Raw genomic sequence first — 17,693 nt, forward strand, 5'->3', positions numbered from 1 at the left:
CAAAATTTGGAGGATATTCTCAAGCGAATTCCTGGCTTTAAGGTGCAAGCAGGGGGGGAGTTGGAATACAATGGACGCATGATCCAAAAGGTGCTTATCAACGGACGGGAAACGTCGAATGCTGGAGCTGCCCTTATCACAAGAACGCTGAGTGCTGAACAAATAGCACAGGTAGAAATTCGAAAGCGGGAGCAATCCGATAAAATCAAGAATTCTCTATTGGATACGAGTGATTTTATGGTGCTCGATATTACACTAAAAGACGAATATACCAATAAAATTTTCGGTAAGCTTAGAGGGACACTTGGTGTACAAGACCAGCTGGAGCCTGGGTTTTTTAGTAATAATATGCTCGTAGGTGACCAAGTTTCTTTTCATGCCTTTCTGGAGCATGATCAATTCGGTAATGAGGAAATTTCGCTTATGAGTGTGAGGAATATAGGAAATGAAGCGCTAGCACAGCTGACGGTCCTCCCAGCCGATTTTCAAGACTTTAAATCAGGGAGTGGCTTTCAGCAGCAACTTTACGGATTCAAGGATTTTATTCGTAAAGAAAGGACTATTGGCGGAGTAACCTCTAAAATAGAGCTTTCTGATAAAAGTTCAGTTTTTATCGGCAGCTACAATGCAAGAGGCATAAATGAAAATGCGAGGGAACTTCAACAGGTTTTCTTTGACGAGCAGCCTACTTCTTCCTTACAACTGCGAAATCGCTCAGATTTCTTAACCAGCAAAAACAAAGTGGAATATCGGTATGATACGGAACGAATCAAATTTGTTTCAGATGTGAACGTTGTTTTTGAAGATGCAGTCAACCAAACAGCTGCTTTAGAGGCGATTACGGATCATGACTACAGTTTTAGCGCTGACACGCGTCAATCAGAATTTTATAGTACGAGTCGCTTGGAGTACTTTTTGGTACCTAAAAAATGGGCTTTATCTGCCAAAATGGGCGTTGCCTCCATTACGGGTGACCATTCGTTTCGATCCCAGCATAATGACCTGCTGCTTCGGCAAGCGCAGGGGTTTCAAACACCGACAGAACAAACAGATTTCGTGCAAGAAGTAGCACTGCGCGACAGGTTTTTTGTCGGCTCTCTCGGGCTTTACCGACGACTTAACTACGGGAATTTAACAGGAGGTATGGAGTTTAAGCGACAGGAGCTGCAGATGAGCAAACAGGCTTTCGATGGAGACCCGTCTAGTGGTGCCCAGCTACTTCCTAACTCCTTCTTTAACCTAGCACCTACTACCCTCAGTTATCAGGTTTTCCGCCCATACCTGCGCCACCAGTACCGCTTTAGTCGTTCGTTAAACTTTACAAATAAACTAGGGTATGCGTTTTATCAACTGCCCGATTCTTCCAATCTAGCTGGCGATAGCGGGGCATTTGAAGTATATACTATGCTAGATTTCACAGGCGACCTCCTTGATTTTAGCGTGAGTTACCAGCGAAGCTTTGAAATGTTTCCCTTGAAGAAAGTGATCGGGGGGCATGATCTTTTAGGGTTTCGTAGTGTGGGGATTCCTGCTCAGCGGGTGATGGAGCCCCAAATCCAAGAGGTCGCTGAGTTTGATGTATCCTTTCCAGTCCCGCTAATCGGTGCTCAGGCTATGTTGGCTGCTTTAGCTGGCAGAGCGTTTAATGGAAATTTCATTCGTCTAGATGCTACCCCGGTGGTACAAAAAGTTTACGATCAGCTAGCCTCTTCCTATTTCCTTACGGAGCTGCAGCTTGAACGCCCCCTGTTAAAGGACCGCATGCTGCTTACACATGTGAATAGTTTCTTCATCAACAGAGAGGAGAATGCCCTTTCTGTGGAGGACAACTTTTTCATCGATTTCAACTACTATGCCAGCGAGCTTAATGTTAAGTTTACGCCCGCCAAATCAAAAGTAGCTTTTGACTTCGACAATAAGTTTTCACGGCTGGATCTACGGTCGGAGCTCAGCCCGCAGACCACGGATCAAACCATGTTTTCTACCTTTGCCAACCTGAAATACGTGCCTTCTAAGGGCAGCTGGACCTTAGGGCCTTACCTGAGAAGAGTTTGGTTCCTTACAGGGGCTGAAGGTACTTTTACTGATATCGGCGGTCAGTTTTTTATCTCCACAACAGACAAAAAGTGGAGTTTTCGATTGATAGGATATAACCTACTTAACAATAGGGAATTTGTTAGACAGCAGGCCCTGCCCGTGTTTTTTGAAATAGAAAATGAACGGGTATTTAGCCGTTTCGTTAAGCTGGAAGTAGAATACCGATTTTAAAATATCGCTCTCGGGTCGTGGGTTAGGCTCGATGCAAAGCCATAAATGGGATAGAAGAAACGAAAATTGCTTCATTAGCATAAAAAAGGCTAGCGTTGCTTTTTAGTTGAAAAACGGTACAGCCCTTTGCCCTTGCTTTGCCGGTAGGCAGGAAAATCCTCCCAGGAAAAATGCTGTCGGACGCCAGGGCTCGCTGGACTGCGCACCACGGTTAGCGGAGCCGCACCCGAAAAGCGAAAACGGATCGGAGGCTGCTGGGCAAAAAGCAGTTCGGCGCGAATGGTCAGCTGTTCACTTTCTTCATTATAGCTTACTTCGACTTCCCCACCACTAGCCTCGATAAACTGCTCGAAATTTCCCGTCTCTTGGTCTAACACGAAACCGATCTCGGCAAATTCAAAGAAACGGTCGACCCCACTGCCTCCGACCTCGGAAATGGGGGTGAAGGTGTAGAGACCGTTTTCAAATCTTTCCGCACGCACTAGGAGCTCGATCAGCACGGCAGAAGCTCCGAAAGGTAAGGAAAAATCACCACCGATTTCGTCTTCGCCAGGAGCTGTAAGTGCTTGATCGCTCAGTACAAAGTCCATCGAATAAAAGTTGAAAAAAGGCCCATAATCAAAAGCGCGGGCATGCTGAATCCGAAAGTTGGTGCTATCGTTTAAAAAGACGATTTCTTCATCCCGCCCAGCGGCAGGACTTTCCTCATCCCGGTTACAGGAAGTGCCTAGGGCCAGCGCTAGCAGCAAGGCCGCTAGCACACATGTGCGCAGCCAAAAAGAAAATGAAGGAAGTAAGGCCATATCAAGCTATTTTCGGGCGATTCTGCGCCTGTCGCATATTCACTACACGATATAAACGATTTTTCCTCGCTTTTCGCTATCCTTTCTCGTATATTTCTCACGCTAAGGGAATAAAAAATATTTTTTCGCCCTTTCGGGAGCCAAAAGCGGCAGAAGAAAGTTATCCTTTTGGAAGGAAATAATCCTTCCCGTATATTCGTTTATTAAAGTCGTACATAACATGTTTATTCCATTTGATACCCTTTCTGATGAAGCCCGTATCTGGGTGTATGAAGCTTCGAGGCCTTTTGCTCCGGAGGAGCAAAGCGAAATCGAAGCACGCCTGCATGCTTTCTGCCAGAACTGGAATACCCATGGGACGCCCATGTCTACCAGCTTTCAGATCCGCTACGGGCAGGTGATTCTATTAGCTGCTGAAGAACAGGCTGGACAGGTGAGCGGCTGTTCCATCGATAGCTCGGTGGCGGTGCTGCGTGAAATCGAAGCGCGCTTCGGCCTGGACCTCCTAAACAAAGGAAAGGTCAGCTACGTTAAATCCGAGAAAGAAGTGGAGGTGCTGCCCTTAGCGGAAGTAAAAGAAGCAGTAGCTCAGGAGCGAATTCAGAGACATTCTTTTATCTTGAATCCGACAGTTACTCATAAAAGAGAGCTCGAGCAGTCTTGGTTGCAACCGGCAGCAGAGAGCTGGCTGAAGCGATATTTTCCTAATTAAACCTGTTAACAGCGTGTATTTAGAAGGGCATATGAAACCTTATACTGTGACTTTAGCGCGAATGGCGCTACTCCTACTCCTTATGGGTGGTTTTGCCTGTGGCTCGCTGCAGCAGAAGGCCGATAAATATTATGCTTCCGGGGAGTATCAGTATGCGATCGATGCGTACAGTAAGATCCTCGAAACTAATCCAGAAGATAAGGATGCGAACCTGAAAGTGGCGGAGGCCTACCGGCTGTCGAATCGAGTAGAAAAGGCAGTACCTTACTACGAAAAACTCATCGAGCAGGAAGAGACCTTCGAGAACTATTACCGCTATGCACAGGGCTTACAGGCGCTCGGACGTCGTGAGGAGGCCATCGAAGCCTTCGAAAAGGCGAAGTCCATGACCTTAAACGATAATAATATCAAGGCGGCCACGGAGCGCATCACCAACCTGAAAGCTGTAGCGGCGATCACCAATTACTGGGAATTCGTAGAAATTGAAAATTTTGAAGCGTTAAATACAGCGGGACCCGATTATGCCCCCTTGGTTAGTGAAGGACATTTTTACTTCACCAGCTCACGTCAGTCTTCCTCAATCTACCCTGCCGTAGGTCGGCCCTATACGAAATTATTTCGTGCTCGTGCCGAGGGGTTACGGGTGGATGTGAATAATATTCAGGCACTTCCGGAGTTCCGAAATGAGGAAGGCTTAGACCAAGCCAGTATTGCCATTAGTCCAGACGGGAATACGATTATCTATGCGCGTGCGAACAGCACTTCGTCGAAAGATCTGCCTGAAACGGCACTCTTCGCTTCGTATTTTAGAGGAGGGGGCTTTACGCAGCCTATTTGGATGCCCGTTAATGAGGACGAATTCTGGTGGAACAGTACGCCTGCTTTCAGCCCAGATGGAAATACGCTGTATTTTGCTTCGAATCGACCCGGTGGCTTCGGTGGCATCGACTTGTATAAAGCGACCCGCCTGGCGAATGGAGATTTTGGAAATGCGGTAAACTTAGGCCCAGAGATTAATACCAGTGGGAATGAGTTGTTTCCGCGCATAAGCCCCGATGGGAAAATTTACTTCTCCTCAGATGGCCATCCGGGCTTTGGGAAGCTAGACCTTTTTGTGGCGGAGCCAAAAGAAGAAGGAGGCTGGATGGTGAAGAACCTAGGGGACAACATGAACTCTTCCGCCGATGATTTTGCCCTTTTCTTTACGAAGTATCCGACGGAGGGTTTCTTTTCTTCGGATCGCGAAGGTGGAAAGGGCGATGATGATATTTACATCTTCCGAGATAACACCCCGACCCCTAAGGTGATTAATGTCCGCCTAAATGTGGCTACCAAGGAAAGACTTCCAGATGGTACCGAGCAGGTGTTACCAAACACGCGCGTGGTGCTATATGGCCCTGATAATAAAATGGAAGATGGGGACTTCAGCTCTGAGCGCGGCACGCTCCGCTTTACATTGACGCCGGGTGCAGACTTTACGCTGATGGCTTCTAAAGGTGGCTACTTCTCGAAAAGTGTGCCTTTCAGTACGGTAGGGAAAACGCCTGATCCAGAGACCCTCATCCAAGATGTGACGACAGTAACGCTGGATACGATGATTGTCCTAGAAAAATTAGAACTAGACCGAGCTATCGTTTTGGAAAATATTTACTATGACCTGGACCGAGCAGAAATTCGACCGGATGCTGCGGAAGAACTAGATAAATTAGTTCAGATACTGAAGGATAATCCTGCGATTCGCATCGAGCTGAGCTCACATACGGATGATCGTGCTTCTGATTCGTATAACGATGATCTCTCACAGCGACGGGCTGAATCAGCCGTGGCCTATATCGCCTCTCAAGGTATCGAGCGCGAGCGTCTCGTGGCGAAAGGTTATGGAAAACGCCAGTTGCTCATTCAAAATGCACGTACGGAGGAAGAGCATCAGGTCAACCGACGTACCGAGTTTAAGGTCATTGCGATCCAAGAGTAGGAGGGACCGTCAGGGGTCTATCCTGGATCCGAAATGGGCCTGAAGCCTTTTAATTTAAAATAAAATTCCCCGATAGCTCTTCTGCTTTCGGGGAGTTTTATGTAATGGACTGCCTGCTAGGATTTCATTTTTTTGAGTAAAAGGGGTCAGGACCCTACAGGTTAATTTTGATAGAGAGGCATCCCCTCGGCCTCAGGCCTAGCTAGACACGATCTGCTTCCAGGCGCGCGTCATCTCTTTTTTGCCCGGAGGGCCCTTCGGACTTTCTACCTGTAGATGTAAGGCAGACAAGCTTCGCTTAAAGGCTCCCTGGGCACAGTATGTCGTCAGCAGGGCGCCAAAGTTCATGCTGTCCACGACTTTCTCTAAGACGTCTAAGTCCCAAAGCTCTGGCTGCTTACTCGGCGCAAAGGCATCATAAAAGACTACATCTGCTGGGTAAAGCTGCACCTCTTGCAGGGTAGACTTTTCCTTTTTCATGTTAAAGAACTCGCTTACCACCACGCCTTCATTCCAGGGCGCCCGGTGGAGGGCCTCGAAGTAGGGTGCATAATGGCTGATGCTGGGGTCGATCTGTGCATAGTTCAAAGCCATAAAAACCGATTCCTCTAAGGGAAAGGGCTCGATCGTGTGGTACAAGATAGGGATTTTATGCTGCTCCGCCCAGACTAAGGTCAGCCAGGCGTTTAGCCCAGTACCAAATCCCAACTCAAAAATGCGGATGGGATAGGTCTGTGGATGGCGCATGGCCCATGTTTCGAGGCCATACAACATGTAGACGTGCACGGATTCCCGATAGGCCCCATGAAAAGAATGATAACTTTCCTTCAGCTCAGGCACATAAAGGGAGTGCGAACCGTCCTCGGTTTCGATAATTTTTACACGTTCCTGTGGGTTTTCCTCATGTTCCCGCTCTTCCATACCCGATTTAGTTGTTTTTATAAAGCAATACCGTGCAGTAGGCAGAGATGCCTTCCGATCTACCTACGAAGCCCAGGCGCTCCGTGGTCGTGGCCTTGATCGAAATTTGATCCTCCTCCACTGCCATCACCTCGGCTAAGCAGGCCTTCATCGCCGGAATATGTGGGTTCACCTTAAAGGCTTGCAAGCAGATGGTACTGTCTAAGTTGCCGAGCGCATAGCCCGCCCCTCGAATAAGCTCCATCACGCGTTTTAATAAAATTTTGCTGTCGATGCCCTTGTAGGCTGGGTCTTGATCTGAAAAGTGATAGCCGATATCGCGCATATTCGCCGCGCCTAAAAGTGCATCGCAAATGACATGGATCAGCACATCGGCATCCGAGTGACCTACCGCTCCTAGGGCATAATCTAACTTGATCCCACCGAGCCAAAACTCATATCCGGCCTGTAACTGATGCACATCGTAGCCAAAGCCTGTGCGAAACTGGGGTGCATTCATCTAGTATTAAGCGTTTTGTTTCTTATAATATATACTTACGGAACTGTCCTGGGCCAGAAGCTCCCGGCCATACTGCGCCACATCCTCTGCGGTTAGCTCCATTTTACGTGCGTACTCGTGCTGACTAAAGTCGGGATCACCCATAAAGGTATTCATCGCCAGTCGCATGGCTCTATTGATCAGCTGAATCTCTTCATAGGTCTGCATGGCTTCCGCCTGGTTTTTGATTTTTTGTAGGTATTCTGGAGCGATTGGCTGCGCCAAAAAGTCGGATAGACAGGCATCTAGCGCCTGCTCGCCTTCCTCCGCACTGACTCCGTCCTCCATCTTGCCGCTGAAAATCAAAAGCCCTGGGTCGATGCTCCCCGTGACATAGGCACTGATGGAGGCGAAATGCTTCCCCTTCTTGACCAGCTGCTGCTCTAAAAGGGAAGATTTGCCGAAGGCCAACATATCACTCAGCAAGTCCGCCTTTAAGTAGTCCGTGGACTTGCGCTCCGCGATTCGGTAGGCCTTATAGAGGGCATCGGTGGGGACATCTGCAAAAACGGTTTTGGTCTTTTTCCCAAACCAGCTGGCCTCGGGAAGGGGCACCTGCGGCATGAAAGGAGTCTCTGCCTTGCGGTCGAACCATTTTTCCGCCAGCCTACGCACCTCGTCCACGCTGACACCGCCGGCCACCACCAGAATGGCATTATCCGGCCGATAGTGCATGGCATAGAAGTGGGCCACATCCTCGCGTGTATAGCCTTCGATATCCGCTACCTGAGCGCCGATCGTCGGCCACTTATAAGCATGCTGCTGGTAGGCCTCGTCGCGAAGATGGTGCATGGCATCCCCATAGGGTTGGTTTAAGTAGCGCTGCTTGAACTCCTCGACCACAACTTTACGCTGGGTTTCGATACTTTTTTCGCCTAGGCGCAGAAAGTACATGCGGTCCGATTCCAACCAAAAAGCTGTTTCTAAATTGACTGCGGGCAGGGTGATGTAATAATTCGTCAGGTCTGGAGAGGTGAAGGCATTACAAGAGCCGCCTGCACGCTCCACTTCTGTATCGAAATAGGGGATATGTTGGCTGCCGCCAAACATCAGGTGCTCGAAATAATGCGCCAATCCGGTTTTTCCGAGGCGTTCGTTTCGTGAGCCTACCTTATAAAGCAGGTTGACCACGGCGATTTTGCTGCTGTGGTCTTCGTGGACGAGCACATCCAGCCCATTTTCTAAAGTAAAACGGTGGTAGTCGATCATGGGGGTAGTTTAAACAAAGCTACTAAATAATTTATAAATAGAGCCTGTATAGCAACAACAGCCGAGATAGAAAGTTTCGCACCTTGCTACTCGGCTGTTGGATTTAGCTGCTTTTTGACGCGTAAAGCCCGTCGGTAGCCGCCAGCCCCATAAGTGTAGTGCCACGCATAGCTGCAGACAGCCGCTCCAGCGGGCACTGGAAGCTGGCGTTAGGCTTAGCCCTGGTGGATCGACTCGGCTTGGTAGCCCACCTGCTTGAGCGCGTGCACGATGGTAGCTGCATCGGCTGTACCGGAGACGCTAAGGATACGATCGGGATGCTGCAAGTCTACCTCCCAGCGAACCGGAAGGCCATCTAAAGCGGGGCGAATGGCGGCCACGCAGGCACCACACTTGACATTGGTTTTGAATTTTAAGTTGTCCATATCTTTTTATTTTAAACGTAAACTATTCATTACTACAGAGACGGAGGAGAGGGCCATGGCAGCTCCTGCCAACATAGGGTTCAGCAGAAAGCCGAAGGCCGGGTATAAGATCCCCGCCGCGATGGGGATGCCGAGGCTGTTGTAAATGAAGGCCCAAAACAAGTTTTGACGAATGATGCGCACGCTTTTCTCCGTGAGGGCGAAGGTTTTTTCGATCAGGCTGAGATCTTGGCGCATGAATGTCACCTCGGCCACCTCCATGGCTATCGCTGTGCCCGAACCCATGGCGATGCTGAGGTCTGCATGGCTGAGGGCTTCACTGTCATTAATGCCATCTCCGATCATGGCCACCTGCGCACCTCCCTGCTGAAGGGCTTGGATGTAGGCGCCTTTTTCTTGGGGCACGCGCTCGGCTGCCACTTCCTGAATGCCAAGCTGGCGAGCGATAGCCTGAGCTGTTTTTTCTTGGTCTCCTGTGAGCAGGTGTAAGCGGTATCCTTTGCGCGATAAGCGCCCCAGGGCATCGGCAGCCCCCTCTTTTAAGGGGTCATGGAGAACCAGGAGGGCCAGCGGCTGCTGTTCGCAAGCCGCAAAAACCACAATATTCCCCTGCGCTGCTTCCTCATCTGCACGCGATATCCAGTCCTGCGGGAGTGGAATGGCGTGGCCTTCTAGCCACTGACGCTTGCCGATGAGATACTGCTTGTCCTCCACACGTCCGGAAATTCCCTTTCCCGTATGGCTGCGAAAATCCTGCACCTCTGCTGGAGGCTGTGCTACTGCCAGGCCTTCCACGATGGCACTACCCAGTGGGTGCTCACTTAGCTGTTCCAGGGCGAAAAGGGCCGCCTTGCTTTCCTCCGTCCAGCGGCCAGGGGCAGGGATCAGCGCTTTTAGGGCTGGCTTACCCAGCGTCAGGGTGCCTGTTTTGTCGAAGACAATGTGGCGAATGCGGCTTCCTTTTTCCAAGGTTTCTGCTTGCTTGATCAAGATGCCTTGTGCGGCTCCTTTGCCCATAGCCGCCATGATGGCCGTAGGGGTAGCCAAACCCAGCGCACAAGGACACGCGATCACCCAGACTGTAATCAGGGCCAGCATGCCGCGCAACCAAGCGTCTTCCACACCGCTGAAGCCCCAGACCAGCAGGGTCAGCAGCCCGATTACCAGCACCACAGGCACGAAAACGCTTGAAATGCGGTCCACCAGATGCTGGATGGGTGCTTTCGAGGCCTGTGCTTCGCGCACACGGGCGATAATTTGCGCCAACGTAGAGCCTGCATCCGTTTTCGTGGTGCGGATGAGCAGGTTGCCACTTTGGTTTAGCGTCCCCGCGAAGACCGTCTGCCCACTTGCTTTGGCCACAGGCAGGGGCTCTCCTGTGAGCATGCTTTCTTCTACATAGCTTTCTCCGGAGAGGATTTCGCCGTCTAGTGGGATTTTCTCGCCAGGTTTTACCCGAAAGGGAGTGCCGACGGCGACCGTTTCTACAGGTACCAGTTCCAAACTTCCATCGGGCCGCTGCACCTGAACCTCGCGGGGCTGCAGCTGCATAAGTTGGCGCAGGGCTTCACTGGTACCGGCTTTTGCGCGGAGCTCGAGGGTTTTTCCCAGCAGGATAAAAAAGAGGATGACGGCTGCCGCCTCAAAGTACACGTGCGCCTCTAGTCCCCTGGAGAGGAGAAGCGCAGGAAAAAAGGTGGTGAAGGTGCTGTACAGGTAGGCGATTCCAGTGCTCAGCGCCACGAGCGTGTCCATGTTGGCCTTGCCGATGCGGGCTAATTTCCAGGCATGGGTATAAAACTGCCTGCCGAAGACCAGTAAAATAGGCGTGGTCAGGGCCCACTGTAGCAAATTGCCGTAAGGCAAATCCATAAAAAACATGCCGAGCACAAAGACGGGAGCGGCCAGTAGCCCGGCAAAGCGTGTTTTCTGCTTGATGGCGGCATACTGGGCCTGCTGATCGCTGGCATTTTCCTCCGGGCTGGGCGTCTCTGCGAGCAGTTCATAGCCACTCTTACGGACGGTTTCCTGAAGGCGGGTGATGTCGGTGGTCGATTCGTCCCACTCCAGTAGGGCGCTATGATTGGCGAAGTTCACGCGCACCGCCTTAACGCCAGGAGCTTTTTCAAGCGTCTGTTCTACGGCCACGGCACAAGCGGCACAGCTGAGACCTGCTACGGGAAGTTCTTTTTTCATGGGATGCGTTTAAGAGTAACAAAGGTAATCTTTGGCAGGGCAGATGCTTTATACTATTTTTGAAGTGTTTTATATCCGGACAGCGCCTGTCCTGTAAAATCGCGCCTTATCAGAACTTTCCATCGAGGTGGCCAGTTCCTATTCATGTAGCTACACAGAATCGCATCGCTTATGCAAAAATCGACGGTAGACCCCGCCTGTACCGGGCAGTTTTCTCCCTTGTTTCTAGCCTACCTCAGTAGACAGTCCGAGCTGGAATCTTTTTACAGTGAATTTCCTGATATAGAGGGGTTTAAAAATCAAATTGCCCACAAGGAGGCTTTTCCACCAGCGTCCCGAGTGCTGCTCGCTGAGCGGATGCGGGCACGCTATGCCGAATACGGGCTCTTGGATCCCGAGCGTGAAGCGGTTCTGGAGCAGCTGAAGGACCCGAAGACCTTTACGGTGACTACGGGACATCAGCTAAACCTATTTACGGGTCCGCTTTACTTTATTTATAAGATCGTCAGCACCGTGCAGCTGGCACGACGGCTACAGGAGGCTTTTCCGGGCTATCGTTTTCTGCCTGTCTACTGGATGGCTTCTGAAGACCATGATTTCGAGGAAATAAATTTCTTTACCTTAGATGGAAAGGCCTACCGCTGGGAGACGGAGCAGTCAGGGCCTGTGGGGCGTTTTCATTTGGATGCCAGCTTCCAGAATTACCTGCAGCAGCTACCCTTTTTGCATGCCGATTTCCGAGACACCTATGCCGAGAGCAAAACCTTAGCAGAAGCGGTTTTTCGTTCCGTGCATCGTTTATTCGCGGAGGAAGGGCTATTCATTTTAGATGCAGATGATGCTGCCTTGAAGGCCAGTTTTCGGCCGGTGGTCGAGCAGGACCTGTTTTCGGATCAGTTATACACAGCTGCGCGCTCCCAAACGGAGGCACTGGAGGCACTGGGCTTCGGGGGGCAAATTTATCCGCGGCCGATCAATTCCTTTTACATGCGTGAGGGCTTGCGTGCTCGGCTGGAAGCTGTAGAGAATGGCAGATTCTTTCACGTTGTGGGTACTGAAATTCGCTTTTCGCGGGAAGCCTTAGCGGAGGAATTGGCAGCACATCCGGAGCGGTTTAGTCCGAATGTGGTCTTGCGTCCCCTCTATCAGGAGTGGATTTTGCCGAATATCGCCTACCTGGGCGGCCCTGCTGAGGTGGTGTACTGGCTGCAGCTCAAGGCCGTTTTCGAACAGGTGGCTTGTCCTTTCCCCATCGTGATGCCACGGAATTTCGCGCTCGTGCTGGATGTTCCGGCCGCACGGCAGTGGTCCGGCTTAGGGCAGCCTTGGGAGGCGCTTTTCAGGCCCTTTTCTCTTTGGAAAAAGGAGTTTGTTGCAGCGAACAGCCCTTATGATTTTACTTTGCGCGAAGCGCAAAAACAACTGGATGTGGCGCTGGACGGTGTGGAGCAGCTGGCAGAGGCCATCGATAAGACCTTAGAGCCGGCTACTGAAGCACTTCGTAAACGGATGCGCGGGCAGCTGGCACACATGGGGGATAAGTTGCGCAAGGCTGCCGAGCGGGATCTTTCCGTGCAGCTAAAACGGATGGAAGCGGTGCGTGCGCATGCTTTTCCTGGTGGTAGCCCACAGGAGCGGGTGCAGAATATTCAGGGGTTTTACCTTGAAAACGCCCATTTTATTCGGGACTTGTATGCGCATTTCGACCCGCTTGATTTTTCCTTTGTTATCCTAAGACCAGATGGCTTCTGAGTTTTCAAGTAAGCAGCAGCTGCGTGCGCGGTATCGGGAACTTCGGAGAGGCTTGTCGGCGGACTGGAGGGCGGTGGCGGACGTGCACCTTTGCGCGGCAGTTTTGGACTACGTCCAAAAGCTGGGTGTGCAGCATGTGCATGTATTTCTGCCTATCCAGCGGCTTCAGGAAGTGGACACATTTCCGCTTGTGGAAAAATTGCTATCCGCTGGTTTTCAAGTGTATACCTCACGAATGGTGGGGGAGGACGTGTTCACAGTTCCTCTGTTGGATTTGGCGTCTTTAGAGGAAGATGCATGGGGGATTCCAGTTCCTGCTGTGGGGGAGCCCGTTTCGGAGGAGGTTCTGGAGTTGGTGCTGGTGCCGCTTTTGGCGTATAATGCGCGTGGCTATCGCATAGGCTATGGCAAGGGGGTGTACGACAGGCTATTGAAGCGCTGTTCTTCAGGTGTTTACGCGATCGGCTTAAGTTATTTTTCCCAGCCGGAGTGTTTCGAAGCGGAAGGGCATGATGTGGCGCTTACGGCGCTTTGTGCGGTAAATACGGCGGGAGATCAAGTGGTTTGGCATCATTTTTAGGGTATTGCTTGTAGCTAATCCATACGTGTTTTACTCTTAACTATTTATAAAATGTATAAGCGATTTTTACTTGTGTTGGCTGTTCTCGGCCTTTTCGGGGTAGGGCAGGCCTCTGCTCAGGGATATTCTACTGCGGCGGGTTTACGACTCGGTGGCGGGAATGGATTGACGGTGAAGCATTTTGTCAGTCAGGATGCGGCGATTGAGGGTTTGTTGTATAGCCGTTGGGGGGGATTATTACTGACGGGTCTGTATGAGATCCATAACCCCATCGGAGGAGCTCCAGGCTTACGCTGGTTTTACGGAGGGGGAGCCCATTTAGGTACTTGGAATTCTCGCTCTCGTCCTCGCTGGGCGCGTGATGATCGGAGCTACACCATATTTGGTTTAGATTTGATTATCGGCTTGGATTACAAGTTTGATAATGCGCCGATCAACTTGAGTATAGATTGGAAGCCAGCCTTTGCGATCGCGGGCTATCAGGGTTGGCGAGGAGATGAGCTGGCGCTTTCTTTGCGTTTTACGTTTTAGGGGCTATCCAAATTAGATTTTATAAGCGGCGCTATACAGTGATCGCTTTTTTTATGGGGTCAAATGTTTTTGTGTGTGTTTTTGGGCAGGGTTTTGCAGGAAATTCTATTAAGTAGGGGTTTCGTTAGTAAATTAGTAGTGCTGGTTCGGTTTTGTTGATATTTAGGAAATGACACCTGTTTTTTCAGCGAGTGTTAAATTTTTTTAACATTTACATAAAATTTTTTAAAAGCCCTAAAATTTATGTTTTTATTCTGATTTTTAAGAGATTTTATAGTGCAAGAAGTGCTGTGCGCATGAAGTGAAAGGCTATTTCGGAATATTATTTGGTATTAATCTAATCGATTAGTTGGAGATATATGTCTATACCTTAATCTCAAAAGTTGTATTATATAAAAATAGTTTAGTCAGATATGAAGGGATGTACTTTAGTTGTTTAACTAATTGTAAAAAGTTAGCGAAAAGTAGTCCAATTGATAGAATCTTTGCTGATTTTGAAAAAAGGAGAAAATAAATTTCCTTTACATATCAACTAAACTAAATACCTTATGAGAAAAGCTTTACTCTTTGTAGTAGCGCTTTTCACGCTGGCATCGCTATGTCAACGTGTTTATGCGCAACAACGGGTAATTACCGGGCAGGTAATTTCTGACGAGGACGGACTGGGTTTGCCAGGAGCATCCGTTCTAGTGAAGGGTACGACAGTGGGTACGACCACTGATTTAGATGGGATGTACTCTCTATCTGTACCTGATGGTTCTAACACCTTAATTTTTTCCTTTATAGGCCTTAAGTCAGTCGAGGAAAACATAGGCAATAGATCTACGATTAATGTTACGCTTTCTACTGATGCGGCACAGCTTTCTGAAGTGGTGGTAACTGCAATCGGTATTCAGCGCGAGAAGAAGGCGCTGGGTTACGCGGTGACTACTGTGGGGGATGAGTTAATTCAGAATCGTCCGGAGGCGGATGTGTCGCGTGTTTTACAAGGCAAAGTAGCGGGTGTAAACATTACGGCTACAAACGGAATGTCTGGATCGGGCACGAATATCGTTATACGTGGTTACTCTTCTGCTACAGGTTCAAACCAGCCTTTATTCGTGGTGGATGGTGTTCCTTTTAATACGGGCACGAATGCACAGACGGAGTTTAATCGTGGAGGGGCGACTACTTCCTCACGTTTTTTAGATATCGATCCGAACAATATCGAAAATGTCAATGTCCTAAAGGGGCTTTCGGCGACGGTTCTTTATGGGGATCAAGGTAGAAATGGGGTGATTTTAATTACCACTAAGTCAGGAGCATCTAAGCGTAGACCTGCTGAGGTTACTGTAAATCAGTCTGTTTTCACAAACACTGCGGCTTCGCTTCCTACTTTTGGTCAAATTTACGGAAATGGTTTCCAGCAGCAACCTGGGTTTTTCTTTTCCAATTTTGGGCCGCGTATGGATATGGGGTTAACCATTAACCATCCTATCGGTGCTTCTGGCGTGGCGGCTATTCGTAATGCTTTTCCAGAGTTCAGAGACCCTTCGTTAGTTAGTCCTACTAATCCTCATGGCGCTATTCCTTATGATTTCCGTGCCTATGAGGATGTGAGTACAGCTTTTTTCAGAACGGGATTAGTATCGAATACTTCGATTCAGCTATCAGGCTCTTCAGACCGAACGGGCTTTAATGCGTCTTTCGGGTATACATCGGATGAGGGTTTTACTCCTGGTAACCAGTTAAATAAATTTAACTTTGGTTTGGGGGTAAATTCGGCGATTACGGATAAGCTAACGGTGAACTCTTCTTTTACGTTTAACCGTACAGATTTAGAATCCCCTCCTGTAAATGCGGCTTTTGGTTCAGGTCCTTCTGGTGGTGTTCCTTCTATTTTTGCCAACGTACTATACACTCCGCGTTCTGTGGATTTGGCGGGATTGCCTTTTGAGAACCCGGTTGATGGTAGTTCTGTGTTTTTTCGTTCGGGTAACGATATTGTGAATCCATTATGGGCGGCAAAAAATTTCCGGAATACGTCTGTAGTAAACCGATTCTTCAATTCGACTTCATTAAACTATGATATCTCGGATGATTTTTCTGTGACCTATCGATTAGGCTTGGATACGTATACAGAAGAGCAGGAGGCGATGTATAATCGCGGTGGTGGAACGGGTGTAGATTTAATTACCCGTCAAGGTTATTATCGTTCAGTGGCGATTACCAACACCATTTGGAACCAAGACTTAATTATCAATTGGAACAAGCGTATTTCAGATAAGGTAGGTTTATCGGCTTTGATCGGTGGGAATACGCGTTATGATAGCTATTCTCAATTTGGTTTAGCTTCCAATAATCAGTTGGCATTCGGACTGTTTAGACACTCTAATTTTGAGGTGAATGCGAACATCGATCCGTTAGGTGCTGGTGACCTTAATTTTACGCAGGAAGAGCGTAGAATGGGGGTTTATGCCGCTTTCACATTAGATTACAATGATTATTTGTTCTTGAACATCTCGGCACGTAACGATTGGACGTCTACGGTAGAGCCTGAGAACAGAAGGATTTTATATCCAGGTACCTCTGTATCTTTTATTCCTACAGATGCATTTGGCTGGAATTCAGCTACATTAAATTCGATGAAAGTACGTTTAGGCTATGGAACTTCAGCAGGTTTTCCTAGTCCTTACAGAACGCGTAACATTTTGAATCAGAATGCACGTGCTTTCGAGCGTGATGGTTCTATTTTCCAAACGCACACTGTAAACACTGTTTTAGGTAATCCTAATTTGCGGCCAGAGCTTCACGAAGAGGTAGAGTTCGGTGTGGAAGCAGAGATGTTTAATAACCGTATTCGTTTCGATCTGTCGCTTTATCAGAAGAATACGCGTGACTTAATCACGCAGACGCCAATCGATCCAGCTACAGGTTTTACTTCTACGGTGATTAACGTGGGTAGAATTCGAAATAGAGGGATTGAGTTTCAGGCTACCGCTACACCGGTTATTCGTCCTTCCGGATTTTCCTGGGAGTCTATTGTGAACTTCGGCTTATATCGGACGATCACGATGGACTTAGGAAGTGATTTGGATGAGGTATTGATAGCAGGCTTTACCGACTTGGGTAATTTCGCGATTCCAGGAAGACCTTTTAATATCATTAGAGGGACGGGTTTTGCTCGTGATGAGCAGACAGGCCAGCCGATAGTGTTACCGAATGGGGACTATCAGACGGCTGCTGAGCCTGTGGAGTTAGGTGATCCTAACCCTGCATGGACAGGTTCTTGGATTAACACTTTCCGCTATAAGGGTTTCAGCTTAAATGTCATGATGGAGTACCGTCACAAAGGAGCCATTTTCTCTAACACGGTGACGGCGACCTTAGCACGTGGTGTGACCAAGGACCCGGTTGTAGACAGAGAGTTAACCTTTATCCTACCGGGTGTTACTCAGGATGGCAGGCCGAATGATATTCAGGTGACTGCTTCGAACTATTTCTTCAACCAGTATCATACGGGTGCGGATGAGGCTAATATTTTTGATGGTAGTACCATCCGTTTACGTGAGATTTCATTAGGGTATGACATTCCTCCCTATTTGATCACGAAGACTCCATTTAAGCGTGCTTCGGTAGCGATTAGTGGAACTAATTTATGGTTTAGAGCACTCAACTTCCCTCCGAACATGAATTTTGATACGGATGTATTAGGTCTTGGTGTAGGGAACGGTTTAGGTTTTGACTTCGTGACCGGTCCTAGTTCCAGAAGATTTGGTGGTACTTTAACCTTAACCTTCTAAC

Annotated in this window: 13 protein-coding genes; 7 read left to right on the top strand and 6 right to left on the bottom strand. The window is 48.9% G+C overall.

All coding sequences use genetic code 11. The features are described 5' to 3' along the window. A partial coding sequence (locus ACXIT9_RS08780) for a hypothetical protein (protein ID WP_458055861.1) occupies nucleotides 1-2,268 on the top strand: 2,268 nt, incomplete at its 5' end. A gap of 89 nt (nucleotides 2,269-2,357) precedes the next feature. Here the strand turns inward: ACXIT9_RS08780 and ACXIT9_RS08785 are convergent. After that, nucleotides 2,358-3,071 (bottom strand): hypothetical protein, encoded by a 714-nt coding sequence (locus ACXIT9_RS08785; protein ID WP_458055862.1) that lies wholly within the window; start codon nucleotides 3,069-3,071, stop codon nucleotides 2,358-2,360. 220 nt (nucleotides 3,072-3,291) lie between these two features. Here ACXIT9_RS08785 and ACXIT9_RS08790 point away from each other — a divergent pair, with 220 nt between their 5' ends. Next, nucleotides 3,292-3,783, top strand: a complete 492-nt coding sequence (locus ACXIT9_RS08790; RefSeq protein WP_458055863.1) for a hypothetical protein — start codon at nucleotides 3,292-3,294, stop codon at nucleotides 3,781-3,783. Between the two features lie 61 nt (nucleotides 3,784-3,844). After that, the gene (locus ACXIT9_RS08795) at nucleotides 3,845-5,758 is read left to right on the top strand and encodes an OmpA family protein (protein ID WP_458055899.1); all 1,914 of its coding nucleotides are present in this window, start codon (nucleotides 3,845-3,847) and stop codon (nucleotides 5,756-5,758) included. Between the two features lie 198 nt (nucleotides 5,759-5,956). Here ACXIT9_RS08795 and mnmD read toward each other — a convergent pair whose 3' ends face one another. The 5 genes from mnmD to ACXIT9_RS08820 all read right to left on the bottom strand — a co-directional run bounded on the left by mnmD (nucleotide 5,957) and on the right by ACXIT9_RS08820 (nucleotide 11,047). Continuing rightward, nucleotides 5,957-6,679, bottom strand: coding sequence for a tRNA (5-methylaminomethyl-2-thiouridine)(34)-methyltransferase MnmD (gene mnmD, locus ACXIT9_RS08800; protein ID WP_458055864.1), 723 nt, complete (start codon nucleotides 6,677-6,679; stop codon nucleotides 5,957-5,959). Nucleotides 6,680-6,686: 7 nt separating this feature from the next. After that, nucleotides 6,687-7,178, bottom strand: a complete 492-nt coding sequence (ispF, locus tag ACXIT9_RS08805; RefSeq protein ID WP_458055865.1) for a 2-C-methyl-D-erythritol 2,4-cyclodiphosphate synthase — start codon at nucleotides 7,176-7,178, stop codon at nucleotides 6,687-6,689. 6 nt (nucleotides 7,179-7,184) lie between these two features. Then, nucleotides 7,185-8,426: a M16 family metallopeptidase gene (locus tag ACXIT9_RS08810; protein WP_458055866.1), complete on the bottom strand. Its 1,242-nt coding sequence runs from the start codon at nucleotides 8,424-8,426 to the stop codon at nucleotides 7,185-7,187. Nucleotides 8,427-8,641: 215 nt separating this feature from the next. Further along, entirely contained in the window at nucleotides 8,642-8,851 is a 210-nt protein-coding gene (locus tag ACXIT9_RS08815) for a heavy-metal-associated domain-containing protein (RefSeq protein ID WP_458055867.1), read from the bottom strand. A gap of 6 nt (nucleotides 8,852-8,857) precedes the next feature. Next, complete coding sequence (locus tag ACXIT9_RS08820) at nucleotides 8,858-11,047, bottom strand: heavy metal translocating P-type ATPase (protein WP_458055868.1); 2,190 nt, start codon at nucleotides 11,045-11,047, stop codon at nucleotides 8,858-8,860. Between the two features lie 171 nt (nucleotides 11,048-11,218). On the opposite strand from ACXIT9_RS08820, the gene bshC reads away from it, so the two are divergent. From bshC to ACXIT9_RS08840, 4 genes are all read left to right on the top strand, one after another. Beyond that, a complete protein-coding gene (gene bshC, locus ACXIT9_RS08825; protein ID WP_458055869.1) occupies nucleotides 11,219-12,799 on the top strand; it encodes a bacillithiol biosynthesis cysteine-adding enzyme BshC in 1,581 nt (526 codons plus the stop codon). Then, complete coding sequence (locus ACXIT9_RS08830) at nucleotides 12,789-13,379, top strand: 5-formyltetrahydrofolate cyclo-ligase (protein ID WP_458055870.1); 591 nt, start codon at nucleotides 12,789-12,791, stop codon at nucleotides 13,377-13,379. Before bshC ends, ACXIT9_RS08830 begins: the two co-directional genes overlap by 11 nt. A gap of 51 nt (nucleotides 13,380-13,430) precedes the next feature. Then, nucleotides 13,431-13,910, top strand: a complete 480-nt coding sequence (locus tag ACXIT9_RS08835; RefSeq protein WP_458055871.1) for a hypothetical protein — start codon at nucleotides 13,431-13,433, stop codon at nucleotides 13,908-13,910. 548 nt (nucleotides 13,911-14,458) lie between these two features. After that, complete coding sequence (locus ACXIT9_RS08840; protein WP_458055872.1) at nucleotides 14,459-17,692, top strand: SusC/RagA family TonB-linked outer membrane protein; 3,234 nt, start codon at nucleotides 14,459-14,461, stop codon at nucleotides 17,690-17,692. Nucleotide 17,693: the final 1 nt, after the last annotated feature.

Source organism: Nitritalea sp. (assembly GCF_054166705.1).

Excerpts from the sequence above, each read along its gene's own strand:
- ACXIT9_RS08815 (WP_458055867.1), bottom strand. The coding sequence starts at position 8,851 with ATGGACAACTTAAAATTCAAAACCAATGTCAAGTGTGGTGCCTGCGTG.
- ACXIT9_RS08810 (WP_458055866.1), bottom strand. The coding sequence starts at position 8,426 with ATGATCGACTACCACCGTTTTACTTTAGAAAATGGGCTGGATGTGCTC.
- ACXIT9_RS08840 (WP_458055872.1), top strand. The coding sequence starts at position 14,459 with ATGAGAAAAGCTTTACTCTTTGTAGTAGCGCTTTTCACGCTGGCATCG.
- ACXIT9_RS08820 (WP_458055868.1), bottom strand. The coding sequence starts at position 11,047 with ATGAAAAAAGAACTTCCCGTAGCAGGTCTCAGCTGTGCCGCTTGTGCC.
- mnmD (WP_458055864.1), bottom strand. The coding sequence starts at position 6,679 with ATGGAAGAGCGGGAACATGAGGAAAACCCACAGGAACGTGTAAAAATT.
- ispF (WP_458055865.1), bottom strand. The coding sequence starts at position 7,178 with ATGAATGCACCCCAGTTTCGCACAGGCTTTGGCTACGATGTGCATCAG.
- ACXIT9_RS08835 (WP_458055871.1), top strand. The coding sequence starts at position 13,431 with ATGTATAAGCGATTTTTACTTGTGTTGGCTGTTCTCGGCCTTTTCGGG.
- ACXIT9_RS08830 (WP_458055870.1), top strand. The coding sequence starts at position 12,789 with ATGGCTTCTGAGTTTTCAAGTAAGCAGCAGCTGCGTGCGCGGTATCGG.
- bshC (WP_458055869.1), top strand. The coding sequence starts at position 11,219 with ATGCAAAAATCGACGGTAGACCCCGCCTGTACCGGGCAGTTTTCTCCC.
- ACXIT9_RS08790 (WP_458055863.1), top strand. The coding sequence starts at position 3,292 with ATGTTTATTCCATTTGATACCCTTTCTGATGAAGCCCGTATCTGGGTG.
- ACXIT9_RS08785 (WP_458055862.1), bottom strand. The coding sequence starts at position 3,071 with ATGGCCTTACTTCCTTCATTTTCTTTTTGGCTGCGCACATGTGTGCTA.
- ACXIT9_RS08795 (WP_458055899.1), top strand. The coding sequence starts at position 3,845 with ATGGCGCTACTCCTACTCCTTATGGGTGGTTTTGCCTGTGGCTCGCTG.